We start from the raw sequence: 21,149 nt of genomic DNA on the forward strand, positions 1-21,149 counted from the left end.
TAAAGGACGTTTTAGTGGTTGAACATGCTTAAAGTTATTTATTTTATTAACAAATAAGGATGATATATATTACTTATTTTTTATTGAAAATATTAAGAGAATGAATTATAAAGAGACTTTAGATTTTCTGTTTTCTCAACTTCCAATGTATCAGCGAAGTGGTGCGGTAGCTTATAAAGCTAATTTGGATAATACTAAAAAGTTAGATGCTTATTTCGGACAACCGCATGAGCAGTTTAAAAGTATTCATGTGGCAGGTACTAATGGAAAAGGTTCGGTGTCGCATTGTTTGGCTTCGGTGTTGCAAGAGGCTGGGTATAAGGTAGGTTTATATACCTCTCCGCACCTAAAAGATTTTAGGGAGCGAATTAAAATAAACGGTTTATGTATATCGGAAGAGGATGTAGTTGATTTTGTAACTGATCACAAAAAGATTATAGAAGTGATAAAGCCGTCATTTTTTGAAATGACTGTTGCAATGGCTTTTAAATATTTTGCAGATTGTAAGGTTGATATTGCGATTGTAGAAGTAGGCTTAGGAGGAAGGCTTGATTCTACTAATATTATTACCCCCGAATGTTCAGTGATTACTAATATTGGTCTGGATCATACAGCTTTATTGGGTGATAGCTTAGGGGCAATAGCATTAGAGAAAGCAGGAGTGATAAAGCCAAATATACCTGTAGTTATTGGTGCGATTCATTCTGAAACTAAAAATGTTTTTATAGAAAAAGCTAATGCTGGGAATTCTGAAATTAGATTTGCAGAAGAAATTTATTCGAGCCCAGTTGTAATGAACGGTATTGATGCCCGTCAGATATTTCAGGTTTATAAGGATGGTAAGTTAGAGTTTGAAAATCTAAAATTAGATTTGTTAGGACATTACCAAAAGAAAAACTTAATAACTGTTTTAACGGTTCTTGATGTGATGATAGCTAATGGGTACGCTATCACATCTAAAGATATTTATAATGGTTTGTGTGATGTTGTGAAGAATACTGGACTTATGGGACGATGGCAAGTATTAGGTGCGAATCCTCAAATTATTTGTGATACGGGTCATAATAAAGAAGGTGTGGAGGAGTTGATGCAGCAATTATTATCAACAGCGTTTGATAAATTGCATATCGTTTGGGGTATGGTTAACGATAAGGATGTTGATAATGTATTAAAGTTATTACCGAAGGATGCAACATATTACTTTGCGAGGCCAAATATTCCTCGAGGATTAGATGCTGTTGAATTACAGAGTTCCGCAAAAAAGTATGGTTTAATGGGCAAAGTGTACGATTCTGTGGATGAAGCGAAGAAAGGTGCAAAAAAAAATGCATCCCATAATGATTTGATATTCATCGGGGGAAGTACTTTTGTTGTTGCAGAAGTTGTGTGATTTTGAAAATAATTTTTGCAGTTCTAAAAAAGACCTCTATATTTGCACCGCTTTTGGAAACAAGCCTTGATAATTCAAACGAGAATTTAGTTAGTTTTCTAAAAGGGCGATTAGCTCAGTTGGTTCAGAGCACTTGGTTTACACCCAAGGGGTCGGGGGTTCGACTCCCTCATCGCCCACATTTTTAAAAGCATTGAAGAATACGTTTTCGGGCGATTAGCTCAGTTGGTTCAGAGCACTTGGTTTACACCCAAGGGGTCGGGGGTTCGACTCCCTCATCGCCCACATCTTTTAAAAGAATTAAACGATTACGTATTCGGGCGATTAGCTCAGTTGGTTCAGAGCACTTGGTTTACACCCAAGGGGTCGGGGGTTCGACTCCCTCATCGCCCACAATCTTTAAAAGATTAAACGATTACGCATTAGGGCGATTAGCTCAGTTGGTTCAGAGCACTTGGTTTACACCCAAGGGGTCGGGGGTTCGACTCCCTCATCGCCCACAGAAAAGGAGATTCATTATTGAGTCTCCTTTTTTCGTTTATTATATTTAGTGTTTGCAAGCAATTATGTATAATGCTGTAAAACACCTAAATTTTTTATTAACGAAAATTTTCTTTAAAAGAAAAATGGTCTACTTTTGGTCTTTCCCTGAATTAGAGTAAATAATGAGCACTGATAATAAAAAGAAAGAAGGTTTAGTTCCAGAGCCTTCGTTAAGACGTATGCCTACTTACTTGGCATATCTTAAAATGGCTAAAAATCAAAATCAACAATTTGTGTCTAGTACGCATATTGCCCGTGATATGGGGGTAGATCCTACACAGGTAACTAAGGATTTATCTTACACAAGTATAGTGGGTAAAACGCGTGTTGGTTATGAGGTGGAGCCTTTAATTAACATACTTGAGGAGTTTTTAGGTTTTCGAACTATAGATGAAGCCTACCTTTTTGGTGCTGGGAGTTTAGGTAATGCACTTCTTCTTGATCATGGATTAAGTCAGTTTGGGCTCAAGATTGTTGCTGCGTTTGATGTTGATGCAAATATAATAGGGAAAGAAATAGCAGGGGTTCCTATTTATCATATGGATGATTTCCATAAGATGCAAGAAGAGAAACAAGTTAATATTGGAATATTAACCGTTCCTTCAGAGTATGCTCAAAAAGTAGCGCATGATATTGTTGATGGGGGTATAAAAGGAATATGGAACTTTACTCCAATGCGAATTAGACTAGGTGAAGATGTTGTAGTTCAGGATACTTCGTTGTATGCACATCTTGCTGTAATGTTTAATAGAATGCAGTATTTAAAAAAGTAATAATTTGTGTAATCAAATTATAATTCCCAAAACTGTGTTTATATATTAAAATCAAATTTCACTTGTCGTTAATTTAGTTTTTTTGACGAACGTAGATTTGTAGAAAAGGTTACATATTGTAATTGATATTTATGTACTTATTCTCTGTTTTCGTTGAATGTTCAATTGCTGATATTCATAAGTGGGATTTCTAAAAAAAAACAATATATTTGCGCAATTCAGAAGTGAAATAATATTTTTTTTGACAAAATTCAATAAATTTTAAGAACAGATGCAAAACAAAGGAGCGATAAGAACTTTTGCCATCCTTTTGGCATTAGTAAGTTTATATCAGTTGATATTTACTTATCAAACGCGAAGAGTGGAGAATGAAGCCAAGGCTGTTGCGCTTGGAGATCCACAAGTAGAATTTACGTATCTGGATTCAATAGCTAACGAACCTGTTTACAACTTTATGTTTGGATTAAGATCTTATACATATAAAGAATGTAAAGAGCGTGAGATTAACTTTGGTCTGGATCTTAAAGGTGGAATGAACCTTATTTTAGAGGTTAAAGTGGCTGATGTTTTGAAAGCCCTTTCAAACTACAATACAGATCCTACTTTTAACGAAGCATTACAAATTGCAGAACAAAAGGAGAAAAATACTTCTGCTGATTTTGTAACTCTTTTTTATGAAGCGTTTACAGAATTAGACTCAGAAGCTCGCTTAGCTGCTATTTTTAATACGCCTGAGATGAAAGGTAGAATTGACTATAATACTTCTAATGACGATGTATTAAAAGTAATTCGCGTAGAGTCACAAAGTGCAATTGATAATGCATTTAATATATTACGTACTCGTATCGATAGATTCGGTGTATCACAACCAAACGTACAGAAGCTTGAAAAAGCAGGTCGTGTATTGGTTGAACTACCGGGTATTAAAGATCCACAAAGGGTTCGTAAATTATTACAAGGAACAGCTAGTCTTGAGTTTTGGGAAACTTACGAGATGAGCGAAATTGTAAATAGCCTTATTCAAGCAAATCAAAAAGTAACTGAAATTGAAGCTGTTAAAGCAGAGGCTAATAAACCAGCTGATGAGGAAGTTGCTAAAGTAGAGACTGAAGAAGTTAAAGAAGATGGTCTTTTAGCAGATTTAGATGCTGAAGATTCAGCAGTTGACTCTTTACAAGCTGAAACAACTAAATCTTTATTTAGTGTTTTAATGCCTTCTCAACGTCAGACTGGTGCTACTGTAGGTATGGCATTATCTAAAGATACTGCTAAAGTTAATAGTTATATGTCTTTACCACAGGTACAATCTGTATTCCCTAAAAACGTTCGTTTTATGTGGGGTGTAAAAGCACTTCCTCAACGTAAGTTACAGGATGGTACGATGAGTAAAGATCAAATATTTGAATTATTTGCTATTAAAGTATCTAGTCATGATGGTCGTCCTCCACTAGAAGGAGATGTAATTACAAGCGCTCGTGCTGAAACAGGACAACGTGGTGATTACGAAGTTAGCATGGGTATGAATGCCGAAGGTGCAAATGTTTGGGCTCGTTTAACAAAATCAAATATTGATAAGTCTATTGCTATTGTATTAGATGGATATGTATATTCAGCACCAACAGTAAATGGTGAAATTAAAGGTGGTAGAAGTTCTATTACTGGAAACTTTTCTCCAGAAGAGGCAAAAGATTTAGCTAACATTCTTAAGTCTGGTAAATTACCTGCTCCTGCTCGTATTGTTGAAGATACTGTTGTTGGTCCTTCATTAGGTGAGGAAGCTGTTGATTCAGGATTGTCATCATTTATGTGGGCATTCTTAGTAGTATTAGTTTACATGGTATTCTTCTACGGTTTCAAAGCAGGTTTAGTATCTGACCTTGCTTTGATCGCAAACATGTTCTTTATTTTAGGTGTGTTAGCTTCTTTCGGAGCTGTATTAACATTACCAGGTATTGCTGGTATTGTTTTAACAATTGGTATGTCGGTTGATGCCAACGTACTTATTTATGAGCGTATTCGTGAAGAGTTATCTGCTGGTAAAGGGGTTCGTTTAGCTGTTGCTGATGGTTATAAAAATGCCTTCTCTGCAATTATTGACTCCAATGTTACTACTTTCTTAACAGGTTTAATCTTATTTGTTTTTGGTACAGGTCCTATTAAAGGTTTTGCTACAACATTAATGATTGGTATTGCCACGTCATTCTTCTGTGCGATTTTTATTACTCGCTTAATTTTTGAGAGAATGTTAGAAAGCAAAGCAGATCTTAAGTTTGGTACAAAAATGACTGAAGGTTTCTTAAAGAATACTAAAATTAAATTCTTAGAGAAAAAGAAAACTTTCTTCATTATATCTGCTGTAGCATTATTAGTAAGTGTAGGCTCTTTAGCAACTCATGGTTTAAAATTAGGTATTGATTTCTCTGGAGGTCGTAACTACGTTATTCGTTTTGATGAAACAGTATCTGCTTCAGATATTAAGAAATCTTTAGATGCAGAGTTCGAAGGTTCAAATGTTGAGGTTAAAACTTATGGTTCAGATAATCAGGTTCGTATTGCTACAAACTACATGATTGACGAGAATGGTGAGGAAATTGATAATCAATTAGAGCAAAAATTATACAACGGTTTAAAAACTTATTTAGGAGCAAATGTAACGTTCGATGAGTTTATCGATAATTACAGAATGAGCTCTCAAAAAGTTGGGCCAACCATTGCGAGTGATATTAAGACAAAAGCATATTACTCAATTGCGTTCTCTTTAATTGTAATCTTCCTTTATATCTTAATTCGTTTCCGTAACTGGGAGTATGGTTTAGGTGCTGTTGCAGCCTTGATGCATGATGTAATAATTGTGTTAGGAGTATTTTCAATGTTCTATTCAATTGTACCATTTAGTTTAGAAATTGATCAAGCATTTATTGCGGCAATTCTTACAGTAATTGGATATTCAATTAATGATACCGTGGTTGTTTTTGACCGTATTCGTGAGTATTTAGGATTACATCCGAAGAAAAATAAAGGTGAAGTTGTTGATTCAGCATTAAACTCTACAATGAGTCGTACGGTAAATACTTCATTCACTACGTTTGTTGTATTGTTAGTAATCTTCTTATTTGGTGGTGAAGTAATACAAGGTTTCGTATTCGCTATCATGTTAGGTGTTGTAGTTGGTACATATTCTTCATTGTTTATTGCAACTCCAGTAACGTTTTCAGTTATTGATGCACGTGAAAAGAAAAAATTAGCTGCTAAAAAGAAATAATCTTTAAAAGCTAAATAATAATATAGGCACCCTTTAAACCAATTGGTTTAAAGGGTGTTTTTGTTTCATGCTAATTATACTAAGGAAGAACAGTACTCAATTGGTATATATTTAGTGAGTAGTAATTTGATTGGCCTTATTTTATTATATTTGAGCTTATTTTTTTAGATATATTCAATAATATGAGTTTATGCTTTTTAGGTATTGGTGGTGGAGAATTTATTTTCGTCGCCCTTGCTGTTTTATTACTTTTCGGATCGAGTAAGATTCCTGAATTAGCCCGTATGTTCGGTAAGGGAATGAATGAGTTTAAAAAAGCTACCGACGATATTAAACGTGAGTTTAATGATAGTACAGGTGGGATAGTAGATGATATAAAAAAGAGTCAAGAAGAAATTAATCGTGAGGTTCGTGAAATTGGCAATTCAGTAACTGATATTTCAGATTACGATTCGTATGAAGACGATGAGTATTTACAAGAAGGAGAAGATGCTTCTGAGATTGAAGATGCTCATAAAAGCGAAGCAAACGAGGCTTCTATAGAAGATAAAAAAAAGGAATCTAACCCAAGCAAACAATAATAATGAGTGTATTGATGCTCGTAGCAGGCTTAACCTTGCTATTTTTTAGCGGAGATTGGCTTGTGAAAGCTAGCGTTGAGATAGCGCGTTACCTAAAGGTTTCTACATTAGTTATTGGAGTTACGGTTGTAGCTTTTGGTACTTCAGCTCCCGAATTGTTAGTTAGTCTAAAAGCTGTTTTTAGTGGATCTCCTGATATTTCAATAGGTAATGTTGTTGGATCTAATATTGCAAACATCGCACTAGTTCTGGGTGCAGTTTCTATAATCCTCCCAATAAAGGTAAAAAATAAGGCACTTTGGATAGATTGGAGTGTGATGATGTTTGCCTCTTTATTGTTTTACATATTCGCTTATGACAGAACAGTTGGTTTAATTGAAGGAATCTGCTTTATTGTATTATTAATAATTTATTTGCTTTGGTCAGTCTTCAAATCCAGGCTAGACTCTAAAAAGCAAGGAGAACAGATAAAGGAACCAACTTTAGCGCTTTGGAAAGCTATTTTATTGTTACTACTAGCTTCAGTAGGTTTATACCTTGGTTCAGAATGGTTGGTAGGTGGTGCAAAGAGTATTGCTGCAGCCTTAAATGTTAGCGATCGTGTTATTGGTATTTCAGTGGTTGCCTTTGGTACAAGCGTTCCTGAATTAGCAACATCCTTAATTGCAGCCTTTCGTAAAGAAACAGATATATCCATAGGTAATATTATCGGCTCTAACATATTTAATTTGTTAGGAGTTATTGGAGTTACTTCTATTCTAAAACCATTAAATGTTTCATTGCAAATCATTCAGTTTGATGTTTTGGTAATGGTATTTGTTGCATTTCTCTTATTGGTGATGATAATTCCTTTAAAACGAGGCGTGTTAACACGATGGAAAGGTGCCATCTTAGTTGCTTTATATGCAGCTTATATGTTTATTTTATTTGCTAATTAGGTTTTATGATTTCAGGAAAAGGCTTAACAAAATCCTACGGTGACCTTCAGGTTCTAAAAGGAATCGAACTACAAGTAAACGAAGGTGAAATTGTTTCCATTGTTGGAGCTAGTGGCGCAGGTAAAACAACCTTGTTACAGATTTTAGGTACGCTTGATAAACCTGATGATGGAAATGTTATCATAAATAACACACCGATTCAAAGCCTGAACGAAAAGCAATTGGCTAAATTCAGGAACGAGAATATTGGTTTTGTATTTCAGTTTCACCAATTATTGCCGGAGTTTAATACCATTGAGAATATTGCTTTGCCTGCATTAATTGCGGGTAAAAATAAGCGAGAAAGCGAGAAAAGAGCAAAAGAGCTTCTTTCCTTCTTAAATTTAAAGGATAGAGAAACGCATAAGCCTGCCGAACTAAGTGGTGGCGAAAAACAACGTGTAGCTATTGCACGAGCCTTAATTAATGATCCTGCAGTGGTTTTTGCCGATGAGCCTACGGGTAGTTTAGATTCCCAAAATCAAGAAGAATTACATAAGTTATTTTTTAAACTGCGCGATGAGTTCAATCAAACCTTTGTTATTGTTACGCACGATTTGCATTTAGCGGGTTTAAGTGATAGAGAAATAAAGATGAAAGATGGTTTAATTCTTTCAGACCAATAGTTATGGAACTTCAGGAAATAAAATCCTTTCTCGATGAGAAAGTGCTACAATATAATGCGCCTTCGTTTATCGATTCCGATCCTATATCTATTCCTAAAAAATTTACAAAAAAAGAAGATATAGAAATTGCCGGTTATATTGCTGCAACCATCTCATGGGGACAGCGCAAAGCGATATTAAAAGCTGCAGAAAATATCCTTCAGTTGATGGATTACGAACCCTTTGATTTTGTAATGAATGGTGACTTTGATAGCATACCAGATGGAGCGCTGTACCGAACATTTAATGGACTTGATTTTAGGTATATATTAACAGGATTGAGAAATATTTACAAAAACCATAATGGTCTTGAGGCGGTTTTTACCCAAGGATATCAACAAAATAACAATATAAAAGCAAGTCTTATTCACTTTCGTGATGTTTTTACCTCTTTTCAAGAACCCGGTAGAACGGCAAAGCATATTGCAAATACGGCAAAAGGTAGCTCATCAAAACGTGTTTTAATGTATTTACGATGGATGGTACGACAGGATAAAATGGGCGTTGATTTTGGTATATGGAATCAGATTAATCAAGCCAATTTACTTTTGCCGCTCGATGTACATACGGGTAATGTGGGACGTAAATTGGGGATATTAACACGTAAGGCTAATGACTTTAAATCCGTTGAAGAAATTACCTCAGTGCTCAAGTCCTTTGATGCTAGCGATCCCATTAAATACGATTACGCTCTCTTTGGTTTAGGTGTATTTGAAAAATTTTAGAGCGTTTTAAGTTGACTTCAGTCTTCAGTCTGAAAACTCAATAACTTTTTTATCATGGCAAATACCTATTTTCAATTTAAAGAGTTCACCATTCATCAGGATAAAGCTGCCATGAAAGTGGGTACTGATGGCGTTTTATTGGGCGCTTGGGCCGATGTGCTGCATAAAAGCAAGGCCTTGGATATTGGAACAGGCACAGGCTTAATTGCCATTATGCTTGCTCAGCGAAATCCCTCTTTAAATATAACAGCCATAGATATTGATCAAGATGCAATACTTCAGGCCAAAGAGAATGCAACACTTTCACCTTGGAAAGATAGAATCTCCATCAATCAAGCGGACTTTACGAACTACGTAAATCAACCTGTGGATAAGTTCGATTTAATTGTTAGTAATCCACCTTTTTTTACCGATTCATTAAAAAACGAATGCGATAAAAAGAGTGCGGCACGTCATAACGATAGTTTATCATTTAAAGACCTTACCAAAGGAGTCGCGAACTTATTAACTGCCGATGGTTCTTTTTGTGTGGTACTGCCATCTGATCAGCAAGCAATTTTTACCGATTTTGCCAAAGAAGCAAACCTGCATTTAAATAAAGAACTAAAGTTAAAGCCTACTCCCAAGAAGCCGGAAAAGCGCGTATTGCTGCAATATTCATTTCAAGAATTACCCATTCAATCAGAAGTAATGATAGTGGAAGAATTTGGTCGTCATCAGTATTCAGAAGCCTACAAAAAACTCACAAAAGACTTTTATCTAAAATTTTAGTTTAGTAAGGTTTTATACCTTCATACTTAGTATGTAATTCCTATCTTTGCGGCTAAAATAAATATACGTGAAGAATAAAATTGAATCCTTTCTAGAGCCTTATAAGCCACATTATCTGCCTAATCTAAAATTAGCCCTACCTGTAGTGTTATCGCAAGCCGGGCAAATGGTGGTTAATTTGGTAGATACACTTATGGTGGGGCAGTTGGGATCAACCGAATTGGCTGCTGTTTCCTTTGCCAATAGTATATTTATCGTAGGTTTTGTTTTAATCATCGGTCTAAGCATAGCAGTAACTCCTTTGGTGGGGAAAACGCATGGATCGGGCAACTCACACAAAACAGGATTCTGGTTAAAGCAAGGAATCGTTGGGGTAGGGATGTTTGCTGTGGCGCAAACTATCCTCATGTTGTTGGTTTCTTTACTGATGCCCTTTATGGGACAAGAGCCCGAAGTGGTGGCCATGGCTATTCCATTTTATTTGGTGATTGTATCTTCCATATTTCCCATCAGTATTTTCTTTGTATTCAAACAGTTTGCCGAAGGTATTTCCAATACCCGCATTGCCATGGTAATTACCCTAGCGGCTAACGCTATTAATATAATACTCAATTATATTTTGATATATGGGAAATTAGGTGCTCCAGAAATGGGAGTAATGGGTGCAGGTTGGGCTACCTTTATATCCCGTATCCTGATGCCATTAATTTTCATTATAGTATTTGCTTATTTACCGTTTTTCAAGAGTTATAAAAAGGTGTATTTATCCACTAAAGTGGAGATGAAAAAAGTATGGGAACTTATAAAAATTGGTTTCCCCATTGGCGGACAAATGGTGATTGAGGTATTTGCTTTTAGCATGGGCGCCATTATGATGGGATGGATTAGTAAAGAAGCCATGGCTGCGCACCAGGTGGTAATTGCCATTGCTAGTGTTACCTATATGATGTCGAGCGGATTGGCATCGGCAGCCACCATAAAAGTAAGCACCTACCGAGGCGCTGGAGATTGGTTTAATGTAAAAGCATCGGCCTATGCCATTGTGCATAAGGTTATCGTATTTATGACTTTTACTGCAATTGCATTTATATTAGCGCGTAATGTTTTACCTAGGATATTTTCCGATGAGTTTGAAGTGTTATTGGTGGCATCACAACTGATGGTAGTGGCCGGTATTTTTCAAGTTTTCGATGGATTGCAAATTGCTTGGCTAGGCATACTTCGTGGTTTAGAAGATGTTAAAGCACCAACCATTATAACTTTTGTGACTTGGATTTTAATGGCTTTGCCAATTTCATATATTTGTGCTTTCCAATTTAACATGGGTCCATCGGGTATTTGGGTGGGCTACCTTTCTGGTTTGGCAATAGCGAGTATTTGGCTGCGATACCGTTTTAAAGGTTTGTATAAAAAATTGATTTATAATTAGACTTTAGATAATAGAAGTTAGATGAATAGACTTGATGGCAGAACTGCTATCTACTGAATAAAAACTAACAACTATTTATACAAATAAGATAATTAATAATAGATAGTTAGATAAAAGATAATGGAAGCTGTAAATCAGTCTTTATACTTTTGTCTTGATACTTGATACTAAATATAAAATAATGAACGTAGATGTAATTTCATCAGCACGAGAGATTTTTCCTGATAAAGTAGAAAATAAAACAGTAGTAGTAATTGATGTATTAAGAGCTACGTCGGTTATGACAACCGCTTTGGCTAACGGCGCAAAGCAAATTATACCGGTGCTTCACCCAGAGGATGCCTTTGAAGTGCAAAAAGAAATGGGTAAAGAAAATGTGGTACTAGGTGGCGAGCGTAAGGCTGTACCTATCGAAGGTTTCGACTTCGGTAACTCACCATTCTCGTATTCTCCCGAAATTATTAAGGATAAAACTTTAGTGATTACAACAACCAACGGAACGCGTGCTATTATCAACTCTAAAGGAGCCAGTAAATTATATGTAGGTGCTTTTTTAAACGATAGAGCCATAGTTGAAGCTGTAACAGGCGATGAAGAAGTAGTGCTAGTGGCTAGCGGATCGCACGATCATTTTACCATGGAAGATTCTCTTTGTGCAGGTAAAATTGCTTATCACTTACAACAAAATGGTGCCCACCTAAGCGATGTGGCTATTGCCATGGCTACGCTTTACGAACAAAATAAAGACGATATCCATGCTTTAGGTTCAAAAGGAAAGCACTATAAACGCTTAACAGGCCTAGGCGCAACCGAAGATTTAGAGTATTGTTATAAATCTGATGTGTTAGATGTAGTACCTGTTTATACCAAAGAGGGAACTTTAATTAAGTTGTAAAATGAGTAGTAAGTATCAAGACACAAGTATCAAGATGAAATACATCTTGTAAATCAGTCTTGTGTCTTAATATCTAAAATTACTTTGCTCTACATTTTGTAAATCATCTTGATACTTGATACTTGTATCTTGATACTAAAAAGAAAACATGCAAAAAATAAAACCAATCATGTTTGTGGGTACTGGTTCCGATGTGGGTAAATCGGCCGTTAACGCTGCATTCTGTCGTATCTTTTTACAAGATGGTTATGCACCAGCACCATTTAAAGCGCAAAACATGTCGCTTAATAGTTACGCCACTCCCGATGGTTTAGAAATTGGGAGAGCTCAAGCAGCTCAAGCAGAAGCTTGCGGCATTGAGTGTTCTGTTGAGATGAATCCGGTTTTGTTAAAGCCCAATACAAACATTAGTACTCAGGTTGTTTTAAACGGTAAGCCCATTGGCAACCAAACGGCACAGGAGTATTTTTTATATACCGATAGAACGGAGCTTTTTAAGGAAGCCATGAAATCGTATCATCGTCTCGAAGAAAAGTACAACCCTGTTGTTATTGAAGGAGCCGGTAGTATCTCTGAAGTTAACCTTTGGGATAAGGACATTGTAAACATGAAGGTGGCCGTGACTAGCGGTGCTTCAACCTATCTCATTGCCGATATCGATAGAGGCGGAGTAATAGGAAGTGTTTATGGTACAATTATGCTATTGCCACAAGAGGAACGTGATGCCATTAAGGGAATCATCATCAATAAATTCCGTGGCGATTTGTCTTTGTTCGAAGAGGGGAAACGCATTATTAAGGAGTTAACAGGAAAGCCTGTGGTTGGCGTTATTCCTTACTTCCGCGATATTTATATTGAGCAAGAAGATGCCGTGGTGATTCAGCATAAAACCAGCACCGCTGTTGAAGGTAAAATTAATGTGGCAGTGGTTTTAGTACCACACATGTCTAATTTTACCGATTTTAATATGATTGAGCATCTTCCCGAAGTTCATTTATATTACACCGATAATAAGGCTGAAATAGCCAAAGCAGATATGGTTATTCTTCCGGGCTCAAAGAGTACGCTTGCCGATTTAAAATACATCACCGATAATGGAGTAGCCACTCAGGTAAAACAAATGCACGCCAAGGGAACGCCAGTTTATGGTATCTGTGGGGGGTATCAAATGATGGGAACTAAAATCTCTGACCCACATCACGTAGAAAGTGAAATTGATGAGATAGAAGGTTTAGGCCTGCTACCCGTAGAGACCATCTTAAGTGAAGAAAAGAAAACGGTTCAAAGTAAATTCTCTTTCTTGGGATCAGAAGCTATCTGCGATGGATACGAAATTCATATGGGCGAAACCATTGCAGCCAATCCAAGTCCACTTTGTATTACAGAAGATGGTGAGGATGGGTATTATAAAGATGCCAAAACATGGGGATCGTACATGCATGGGATCATGGATAACCCAGTTGTGTTAAAGCAAATGTTGCAGCAGTTAAAACCCGATTTTACCGTAAGTTTTAATTATAAAGAATACAAAAATCAAGAATACGATAAGTTAGCAAACGTAGTGCGCGAAGCTTGCGATATGGATTATATTTACGAGACTTTAAAGCTTGGATAATTAGTAAATGAGGCGCCTTGAGATCGCCGCGTGCCTCGCGATGACGCAAAAAAGGTGCTATCAAATAGGAACACTATGCGCCTCGTCATTGCGACAACGGAAGCAATCTCAAGGTGAGTGGTGAAGAATTGATTAATAAAGTGAATTTCGAGCTCAAAGATTAATTATTAACTTTATAAAAAAAATGCAAGCAATTTTAGTAGAACATATCACCGATTTAAAGAAGCTATGTAAGACTTTTAAGATTAAAAGGCTGCATGCTTTTGGTTCTGTTGTAGAAGGAAACTTTACACAGGATAGTGATATTGATTTATTGATTGCATTTTCCGATGAATTATCGATAGAAGAGTATGCTGATAATTACTTTGCACTTCATTATAAATTAAAAGACCTCTTAAAAAGAGAAATAGATTTGGTAACAGAACGTACCTTATCAAATCCGTATTTTATAGAAAGTATTAACGAAACGAAAGAGTTAATATATGAAGCGTGAGGTAAAGAAGTATCTATACGATATTAAAGTTTCAATAGATTCTATCTTTGATTATCTAGGTGATAAACGTGATTTCTTTGAGTATCAAAACAACAAGCTATTACGAAGGGCTGTTGAAAGAGAGATAGAAATTATAGGGGAAGCAATGAATCGCATATTAAAAATTGCACCTGATGTTAACATAGAGAATGCAAGACAAATTGTAGATACTCGAAATTGGGTAATTCATGGTTACGATAAAGTAGATGATGTGGTTATATGGGGGATCATATCCAAGCATCTTCCTAAGCTTATTATTGAAGTTGAGAAGCTGCTCGAGCAATAATATTCTCAATTACTTCCAAGAAAAAGGTTAAATTCTAACAATCAAATACAACAATACATTGGCAAAAAAAGGAACTACAAAAAAGGCGGTTCAAACCCCTTTGATGAAGCAATATTATTCGATTAAAGACAAGCATCCAGACGCGATTCTACTTTTTAGAGTGGGCGACTTTTACGAGACTTTTTCTGATGATGCCATCAAAGCTTCTGAAATACTCGGTATTACACTTACTCGAAGAGCCAATGGTGCCGCTTCGTATGTTGAGTTAGCGGGGTTTCCACATCATGCCTTAGATACCTATTTGCCAAAGTTAGTCCGTGCCGGTCAGCGCGTTGCCGTTTGCGACCAGTTAGAAGATCCAAAGATGACCAAAACCATTGTAAAGCGTGGCGTTACCGAGTTGGTTACGCCTGGTGTGGCCATCAGTGATAATGTGTTAGAGCATCGAGAAAATAATTTTTTGGCTGCCGTTCATATACATAAAAACTTAGCAGGGGTATCATTCTTAGATATTTCTACCGGAGAGTTTTTAACCGCAGAAGGCAGTTTCGAATACATCGATAAATTACTCAATGGTTTTAAACCCAAAGAGGTATTGTTCGAAAAAAGCAAACGCACACAGTTTGTTGAATGCTTTGGCGATAAGTTTTACACCTATGGTTTAGAGGATTGGGTTTTTACCGAAGATTCGGCACACGATAGACTCCTAAAGCATTTTGAAACCAAATCTTTAAAAGGGTATGGCGTTCATAATTTAAAATATGGTGTGGTGGCTTCGGGAGCCATAATGCACTATTTAGATATCACCCAGCATCATAAAATACAGCATATTACAGGACTTTCTCGTATCGAGGAAGATAAATATGTGTGGCTCGATAAGTTTACCATCCGCAACCTAGAGTTATTTGGTTCTGTTAACGATGGTGCTACTTCCTTAAGCGCAGTTATTGATCAAACTATTTCGCCAATGGGAAGTAGAATGCTGAAGCGTTGGTTGGCTTTACCGCTAAAAGAAGTTAAGCTTATTGAAGATCGCTTGAGCGCTGTGGAGTATTTTTTTAAGGCACCCGAATTTAAATCGCAGCTCGAAGAATATTTACGTCCGGTGGGCGATTTAGAACGTTTGGTATCAAAGGTTGCTGTTGGTCGTATTTCGCCACGCGAGGTGGTTCAGGTAAAGCAAGCTTTAAACGCTATTGAGCCCATTAAAAAAGGCTGCGAAATGGGCGATAACGATACTTTAAAAAGTATTGGTGAGCAACTGAACCCGTGTATTTCTATCCGCGAAAGAATAGAGAAAGAGATTGCAAGCGATCCGCCGGCACAAATTAACAAAGGAAATGTGATTGCTGAAGGCGTAAATCAAGAACTCGACGATTTACGCAAAATTGCCTTTTCAGGAAAAGATTATCTCAATAGCATGGTGGAGCGCGAGGTTGAGCGCACGGGAATACCATCGCTAAAAATTAGCTTCAACAATGTGTTTGGCTATTATATTGAGGTAAGAAACACCCATAAGGATAAAGTACCACAAGAGTGGATCAGAAAACAAACCTTGGTGAATGCTGAGCGCTACATTACCGAGGAGCTGAAAGAATATGAAGCCAAGATATTAGGTGCCGAAGAAAAAATATTGGTGCTAGAAACACAATTATACACAGAACTGGTTTTAAGCCTAAGTGAATATTTGGTGGCCATTCAGCTCGATGCTAGTTTATTGGCGAAGCTCGATTGTTTATTGTCGTTTAGCACAACGGCAGCGCAGAATAAATATGTACGTCCTGTAATTAAGGATGATGATGTGTTGGATATCAAAGGCGGTCGTCATCCGGTTATCGAAAAACAAATGGCTATTGATGAGGAGTACATCCCCAACGATGTGGCCTTAGATACGGACAAGCAGCAGGTGATCATTATTACTGGTCCTAATATGGCTGGTAAATCGGCACTATTAAGGCAAACAGCCTTGATTGTATTGATGGCACAAATTGGTTCCTTCGTACCTGCAGAATCGGCCCAAATTGGTGTGGTGGATAAAATATTTACTAGAGTAGGAGCATCTGATAATATATCGGCCGGCGAATCTACCTTTATGGTTGAGATGAATGAAGCCGCGAGTATATTAAATAATCTTTCGCCACGTAGTTTAATTTTATTTGATGAGCTAGGACGAGGTACCAGCACTTACGATGGTATTTCCATTGCCTGGAGTATTGTGGAATATATACACGAAAATAAAAGGGCCAGAGCAAAAACACTATTTGCCACCCATTATCATGAATTGAACGAAATGGAAAAATCCTTTGAGCGATGCAAGAATTATAATGTATCGGTCAAGGAAGTTAATAATAAGGTGATATTCTTGCGCAAATTGGTTCGCGGAGGCAGTAACCACAGTTTTGGTATACATGTGGCACGTATGGCTGGAATGCCCAAAACGGTAGTGAATAGAGCCAACGATATATTATTGGAACTAGAAGGAGCCAACAGAAAAGGAAGCCTTGCGAAACCGGTTAATGATATAGGACAACATAGAGAAGGGTATCAAATGAGCATTTTTCAGTTAGACGATCCTGTATTAAAACAGATCAGAGATGAAATAGCAAATACCGATATTAATAATTTAACTCCCGTTGAGGCCCTCAATAAACTAAATGAAATAAAAAAGTTCACAGGAATTAAATAGGCTTAATTATTGAATTTCAGAGGACAACTAAAAAGAGGTGAAAAAAGTTCACTTTTTAATGCACTAAAAGTTTGCAGATATAGAAATATGATCTATATTTGCACCCGCAATCACGAAATGATGTGTTCATCACAAAGGTAATGACACTAGGGGTTGCAGCGATTTTGAAATGCGAAAATAGCTCAGTTGGTAGAGCACGACCTTGCCAAGGTCGGGGTCGCGGGTTCGAGTCCCGTTTTTCGCTCCAAAGGATGCTCGAGTGGTGGAATTGGTAGACACGCAAGACTTAAAATCTTGTGTCCATTAGGACGTGCGGGTTCAAGTCCCGCCTCGAGTACCAATAAGCTTCCTTCTTCTTGAAGGAAGCTTTTAATTTGAAAAAGCAAAACAATATAGTAATCGCAAGGTAAAGGCAATGGCACTTACTGATTACAAACAAAACATTATGACGCGAAAATAGCTCAGTTGGTAGAGCACGACCTTGCCAAGGTCGGGGTCGCGGGTTCGAGTCCCGTTTTTCGCTCCAAGGATGCTCGAGTGGTGGAATTGGTAGACACGCAAGACTTAAAATCTTGTGTCCATTAGGACGTGCGGGTTCAAGTCCCGCCTCGAGTACCAAGTAAAGGTCTCTTCTTTGTTGAAGAGACCTTTTTTTATGCCCTTTATTTTGGATTATACTTGGAGGTAAGAGGGGATCACGCACAATATTTGGGTCTGATCCTTTATTTGGTTAATTTCAGTTCTCCTTAAACTGATTCCTTATGCACACAGTCTACGCTATTGCCAGTAATGCAAGAAACTATATTTATGTTGGTATGACTTCGAATTTATCCAATAGGTTAGAACGTCATAATCAAGGTTACGAGCGAACGACTAAGCCTTATGCACCTTTTACTTTAATATATTCAGAAGAAGTTGGATCGCGCCCAGAAGCAAGAGTTCGTGAGAAGTATTGGAAATCGGGTGTAGGAAAAGAAAAGTTGAGGTTAATTAGGAATGAATTAGATATTGCGGGCCTGTCTGCCGACAGGTAGATTCAAGTCCCGCCTCGAGTACCAAGTAAAGGTCTCTTCTTAGTTGAAGAGACCTTTTTTTATGCGCGTAATTCTCATCTGATCTTCTTCATCGCGTATAATTTATACTTGCCTTCTGCCCGGCATTTTTTTTTTACTTAAAATCTAAATCGCTAGTGTTAAGATAATAATATCATCAAGCAATTTGATTTGGCCTAAACAGTGACTATATTTAATACTCTTATAAATAGTTCTAAATACTTAATAATCTATGGTTTCATTCAAAACAATCTCCACTCAAGAGCTCCTAGTGCTAAAGGAAAATAGTGATACAGTAATTATTGATGTACGTACAACCGATGCCTATAATGGCTGGAAGTTCCGAAAAGAGGAACGTGGCGGTCATATACAAGGGGCGAAATCCTTACCCATAAAGTGGTGTAATTATATGGATTGGATAGAAGTAGTTCAATCGAAAGAAATAAAACCCGAGCAGCAACTTATTATTTATGGCTATGATGCTGAAGATGCTATTAGTGTTGCCACCATGTTTAACAAAGCAGGTTACCATAACCTTTGCATATATAATGAATTTGTAGAAGAGTGGTGTGCCGATGAAACGCTTCCTATGGAGCATTTGGCGCGATATAAGAACCTTGTTTATTCTGATTGGGTTCAGCAATTAATTGATGGGGAAAAACCCGATACATACGAGAATTCGAAATATGTGATTGTGCATGCCCATTATCGTAATAGAGATGCCTATTTATCGGGGCATATACCTGGAGCATTAGATATGGATACCCTAGCGCTTGAATCTCCCGAAACCTGGAATAGGAGAGAGCCTGCCGAATTGAAGCAAGCATTGGAGGCGCATGGAATAACATCAGATACTACGATAATTCTGTACGGAAAGTATATGCACCCTGATAATAATAACGACTTCCCAGGCAGTGCTGCGGGGCATATTGGAGCCATCCGTAATGCCATGATCATGATTTACGCAGGAGTGAAGGATGTTCGCGTTTTAAATGGCGGTTTTCAATCGTGGAAAGATGGCGGACATGAAATAAGTACTGATGATGTACCTAAAATGCCAGTGGCAGACTTTGGACTAACCATACCCGCGAAACCCGAGATTATTGTTGATATAGATGAGGCCAAGCAAATGATTAAGTCGGATAATGCCGACTTGGTTTGTGTGCGCAGCTGGCCTGAATATATTGGCGCAGTGAGTGGCTATAACTATATAGAAAAGAAAGGGCGTATTCCGGGTGTTATTTTTGGTAACTGTGGTTCGGATGCCTACCACATGGAAAACTACCGAAACGTGGATCATACCATACGCGAAAGCCAAGAGGTGGAAGCCATTTGGGAAGAGGTGGCCGTTACGCCCGATAAACATTTGGCCTTTTATTGCGGAACCGGATGGCGCGGTAGCGAGGCGTTTTTTAATGCCTGGTTAATGGGCTGGCCGCGTGTGTCGGTATTTGATGGCGGTTGGTTTGAGTGGAGTAACGACGAAGAGAATGCCTACGAAACGGGTCAACCTAAATTAGTGGCTCATGTCTAAGCAATTTTTACAAGATGTTGAAGAAGGTTTAAGTAAATCGAAGAAAACAATTCCATCGAAATACTTTTACGATAAGCGAGGAGATGAGTTATTTATTAAAATAATGCATTTGCCAGAGTATTACTTAACCCGTTCGGAATTGGAGATTTTTCAGACTAAAACGGCGCAAATAATTGAAGCCTTGGCACTGTCTCCTTCCTCTTACTTTGAGTTGATTGAATTGGGTGCCGGCGATGGGCTAAAGACCTTAGAGTTACTAAAGCCACTGGTGGTGCAAAATTTTAGTTTCGACTATATGCCCATAGATATTTCTATGAATGCGCTTGAGTTGATAGCCGATAAGTTAAAAGGTGCATTGCCCTCTTTATCCATTAAAAAGCAGCAAGGCGATTACTTTAAGATTTTAGATTCCTTAAAAGCAACTTCGCACCCAAAAGTGGTGCTATTTCTGGGTTCAAGTATTGGCAATATGGAAGATGAGGAGGCCATTGGGTTTTTGAGTGCATTGGGCAGTAACTTATCCAAAGGAGATAAGCTTTTATTGGGCGTAGATTTAATTAAACCCGCCTCGGTGGTGTTACCTGCCTATAACGATTCTCAGGGCGTTACAAGAGACTTTAATTTAAATTTACTGCGTAGAATTAACGAAGAGTTACACGGCGATTTTAACTTGAATGAGTTTGAGCATATACCTTCATATTCTGAGGAGGATGGTTATGCCCGTAGCTACCTAAAAAGTAGGAAAGACCAAAAAGTAAGGATTAATGGCAATGGTAATTTCTACGAGCTGAAAGAAGGGGAACAAATACAAACAGAAGTATCGCGCAAGTATAACGACGAAATTATAAATACTATTCTGGAGAAAACCGACTTTGAAATACAATCAAAAATCACCGACAATAAAGGCTACTTTGCCAATTATGTGTTGAATAGGGTTTAGGAAATTCTAGTATTAAGAATAAAGACATAAGTATAAAGATTACAAAAGCGCATTGTGTGTCTTATGTCTTTATACTATTGTCTTTTGTCTAATATTAAAATCTACTCCACCGTTACGCCATTCCAAAAAGCCACATGATCTTTAATGCTCTCGGCCAATTTGCTAGGGGTTTTGTAATACCACGCAGCATCCTTATTCACCTTGCCATCCACTTCAATGCTGTAATAATTGGCCTCGCCTTTCCACGGGCAGTGCGAGGTTGTTTCCGACTCTTTAAAGTATTCTTGATTGATAGCTTCCATCGGAAAATAATCGTTACCCTCTATTACTACTGTTGTTTCGCTTTGTGCCAACACAACACCATTCCATTTTGCAGTTTTCATATTTTCAATATTTAATTGATTACAACTGTGTTAAGAAGAACGTTGTGGGTGGGGAAAGGTTTTGTGTTTAATAATGAATACCCCTTTTTAATGTCTTTATATAAAAAAGA

General features: G+C 37.4%; 18 protein-coding genes and 8 tRNA genes. 25 read left to right on the top strand and 1 reads right to left on the bottom strand.

Features of this window, described 5'->3' with window-relative positions; genetic code table 11:
- Window positions 1-100 precede the first annotated feature (100 nt).
- The 25 genes from A8B35_RS05345 to egtD all read left to right on the top strand — a co-directional run bounded on the left by A8B35_RS05345 (window position 101) and on the right by egtD (window position 20,656).
- Window positions 101-1,390: a bifunctional folylpolyglutamate synthase/dihydrofolate synthase gene (locus tag A8B35_RS05345; protein WP_075602351.1), complete on the top strand. Its 1,290-nt coding sequence runs from the start codon at window positions 101-103 to the stop codon at window positions 1,388-1,390.
- A 104-nt stretch (window positions 1,391-1,494) separates the two neighbouring features.
- Window positions 1,495-1,569 (top strand) — tRNA-Val (locus A8B35_RS05350).
- A 31-nt stretch (window positions 1,570-1,600) separates the two neighbouring features.
- A tRNA-Val gene (locus A8B35_RS05355) sits at window positions 1,601-1,675 on the top strand.
- A gap of 33 nt (window positions 1,676-1,708) precedes the next feature.
- Window positions 1,709-1,783, top strand: a tRNA-Val gene (locus tag A8B35_RS05360).
- Between the two features lie 32 nt (window positions 1,784-1,815).
- A tRNA-Val gene (locus A8B35_RS05365) sits at window positions 1,816-1,890 on the top strand.
- Window positions 1,891-2,055: 165 nt separating this feature from the next.
- Window positions 2,056-2,706 carry a redox-sensing transcriptional repressor Rex gene (locus tag A8B35_RS05370; RefSeq protein WP_075602352.1) on the top strand — a complete coding sequence of 217 codons (651 nt, stop codon included), beginning with the start codon at window positions 2,056-2,058 and terminating at the stop codon, window positions 2,704-2,706.
- Window positions 2,707-2,977: 271 nt separating this feature from the next.
- Window positions 2,978-5,968 (top strand): protein translocase subunit SecDF, encoded by a 2,991-nt coding sequence (gene secDF / locus A8B35_RS05375; protein WP_075602353.1) that lies wholly within the window; start codon window positions 2,978-2,980, stop codon window positions 5,966-5,968.
- A gap of 182 nt (window positions 5,969-6,150) precedes the next feature.
- Complete coding sequence (locus A8B35_RS05380; RefSeq protein WP_075602354.1) at window positions 6,151-6,549, top strand: Sec-independent protein translocase subunit TatA/TatB; 399 nt, start codon at window positions 6,151-6,153, stop codon at window positions 6,547-6,549.
- A 2-nt stretch (window positions 6,550-6,551) separates the two neighbouring features.
- Window positions 6,552-7,487: a calcium/sodium antiporter gene (locus A8B35_RS05385; RefSeq protein WP_075602355.1), complete on the top strand. Its 936-nt coding sequence runs from the start codon at window positions 6,552-6,554 to the stop codon at window positions 7,485-7,487.
- A 5-nt stretch (window positions 7,488-7,492) separates the two neighbouring features.
- Window positions 7,493-8,152, top strand: a complete 660-nt coding sequence (locus A8B35_RS05390) for an ABC transporter ATP-binding protein (RefSeq protein WP_075602356.1) — start codon at window positions 7,493-7,495, stop codon at window positions 8,150-8,152.
- A 2-nt stretch (window positions 8,153-8,154) separates the two neighbouring features.
- A complete protein-coding gene (locus A8B35_RS05395) occupies window positions 8,155-8,916 on the top strand; it encodes a TIGR02757 family protein (RefSeq protein ID WP_075602357.1) in 762 nt (253 codons plus the stop codon).
- A 54-nt stretch (window positions 8,917-8,970) separates the two neighbouring features.
- On the top strand, window positions 8,971-9,687 hold the full coding sequence (locus A8B35_RS05400) for a tRNA1(Val) (adenine(37)-N6)-methyltransferase (RefSeq protein WP_075602358.1): 717 nt from the start codon (window positions 8,971-8,973) through the stop codon (window positions 9,685-9,687).
- A gap of 67 nt (window positions 9,688-9,754) precedes the next feature.
- Window positions 9,755-11,116 (top strand): MATE family efflux transporter, encoded by a 1,362-nt coding sequence (locus A8B35_RS05405; protein WP_083634327.1) that lies wholly within the window; start codon window positions 9,755-9,757, stop codon window positions 11,114-11,116.
- A gap of 181 nt (window positions 11,117-11,297) precedes the next feature.
- Window positions 11,298-12,011, top strand: a complete 714-nt coding sequence (locus A8B35_RS05410) for a 2-phosphosulfolactate phosphatase (protein ID WP_075602359.1) — start codon at window positions 11,298-11,300, stop codon at window positions 12,009-12,011.
- A gap of 148 nt (window positions 12,012-12,159) precedes the next feature.
- Window positions 12,160-13,626 (top strand): cobyric acid synthase, encoded by a 1,467-nt coding sequence (locus A8B35_RS05415; RefSeq protein WP_075602360.1) that lies wholly within the window; start codon window positions 12,160-12,162, stop codon window positions 13,624-13,626.
- Window positions 13,627-13,810: 184 nt separating this feature from the next.
- Window positions 13,811-14,119 carry a nucleotidyltransferase family protein gene (locus tag A8B35_RS05420; protein ID WP_075602361.1) on the top strand — a complete coding sequence of 103 codons (309 nt, stop codon included), beginning with the start codon at window positions 13,811-13,813 and terminating at the stop codon, window positions 14,117-14,119.
- Window positions 14,109-14,444: a HepT-like ribonuclease domain-containing protein gene (locus tag A8B35_RS05425; RefSeq protein WP_075602362.1), complete on the top strand. Its 336-nt coding sequence runs from the start codon at window positions 14,109-14,111 to the stop codon at window positions 14,442-14,444. The genes A8B35_RS05420 and A8B35_RS05425 overlap by 11 nt, the downstream gene beginning before the upstream one ends.
- Before the next feature lie 58 nt (window positions 14,445-14,502).
- Entirely contained in the window at window positions 14,503-17,130 is a 2,628-nt protein-coding gene (mutS, locus tag A8B35_RS05430; protein WP_245820771.1) for a DNA mismatch repair protein MutS, read from the top strand.
- 171 nt (window positions 17,131-17,301) lie between these two features.
- Window positions 17,302-17,377, top strand: a tRNA-Gly gene (locus A8B35_RS05435).
- A 6-nt stretch (window positions 17,378-17,383) separates the two neighbouring features.
- Window positions 17,384-17,470 (top strand) — tRNA-Leu (locus A8B35_RS05440).
- 110 nt (window positions 17,471-17,580) lie between these two features.
- Window positions 17,581-17,656: transfer RNA gene (locus tag A8B35_RS05445), tRNA-Gly, on the top strand.
- Between the two features lie 5 nt (window positions 17,657-17,661).
- A tRNA-Leu gene (locus A8B35_RS05450) sits at window positions 17,662-17,748 on the top strand.
- A gap of 143 nt (window positions 17,749-17,891) precedes the next feature.
- Window positions 17,892-18,164 (top strand): GIY-YIG nuclease family protein, encoded by a 273-nt coding sequence (locus tag A8B35_RS05455; protein ID WP_075602363.1) that lies wholly within the window; start codon window positions 17,892-17,894, stop codon window positions 18,162-18,164.
- Between the two features lie 250 nt (window positions 18,165-18,414).
- Window positions 18,415-19,716, top strand: coding sequence for a rhodanese-like domain-containing protein (locus A8B35_RS05460; RefSeq protein ID WP_075602364.1), 1,302 nt, complete (start codon window positions 18,415-18,417; stop codon window positions 19,714-19,716).
- Window positions 19,709-20,656 carry an L-histidine N(alpha)-methyltransferase gene (gene egtD / locus A8B35_RS05465; protein WP_075602365.1) on the top strand — a complete coding sequence of 316 codons (948 nt, stop codon included), beginning with the start codon at window positions 19,709-19,711 and terminating at the stop codon, window positions 20,654-20,656. The genes A8B35_RS05460 and egtD overlap by 8 nt, the downstream gene beginning before the upstream one ends.
- Window positions 20,657-20,757: 101 nt before the next feature.
- On the opposite strand, the gene A8B35_RS05470 is transcribed toward egtD, so the two are convergent.
- Window positions 20,758-21,039: a DUF427 domain-containing protein gene (locus A8B35_RS05470; RefSeq protein WP_075602366.1), complete on the bottom strand. Its 282-nt coding sequence runs from the start codon at window positions 21,037-21,039 to the stop codon at window positions 20,758-20,760.
- Between the last annotated feature and the right edge of the window lie 110 nt (window positions 21,040-21,149).

Source organism: Saccharicrinis aurantiacus (assembly GCF_001660705.2).
In the GTDB taxonomy this organism is placed as follows: domain Bacteria; phylum Bacteroidota; class Bacteroidia; order Bacteroidales; family Marinilabiliaceae; genus Saccharicrinis; species Saccharicrinis aurantiacus.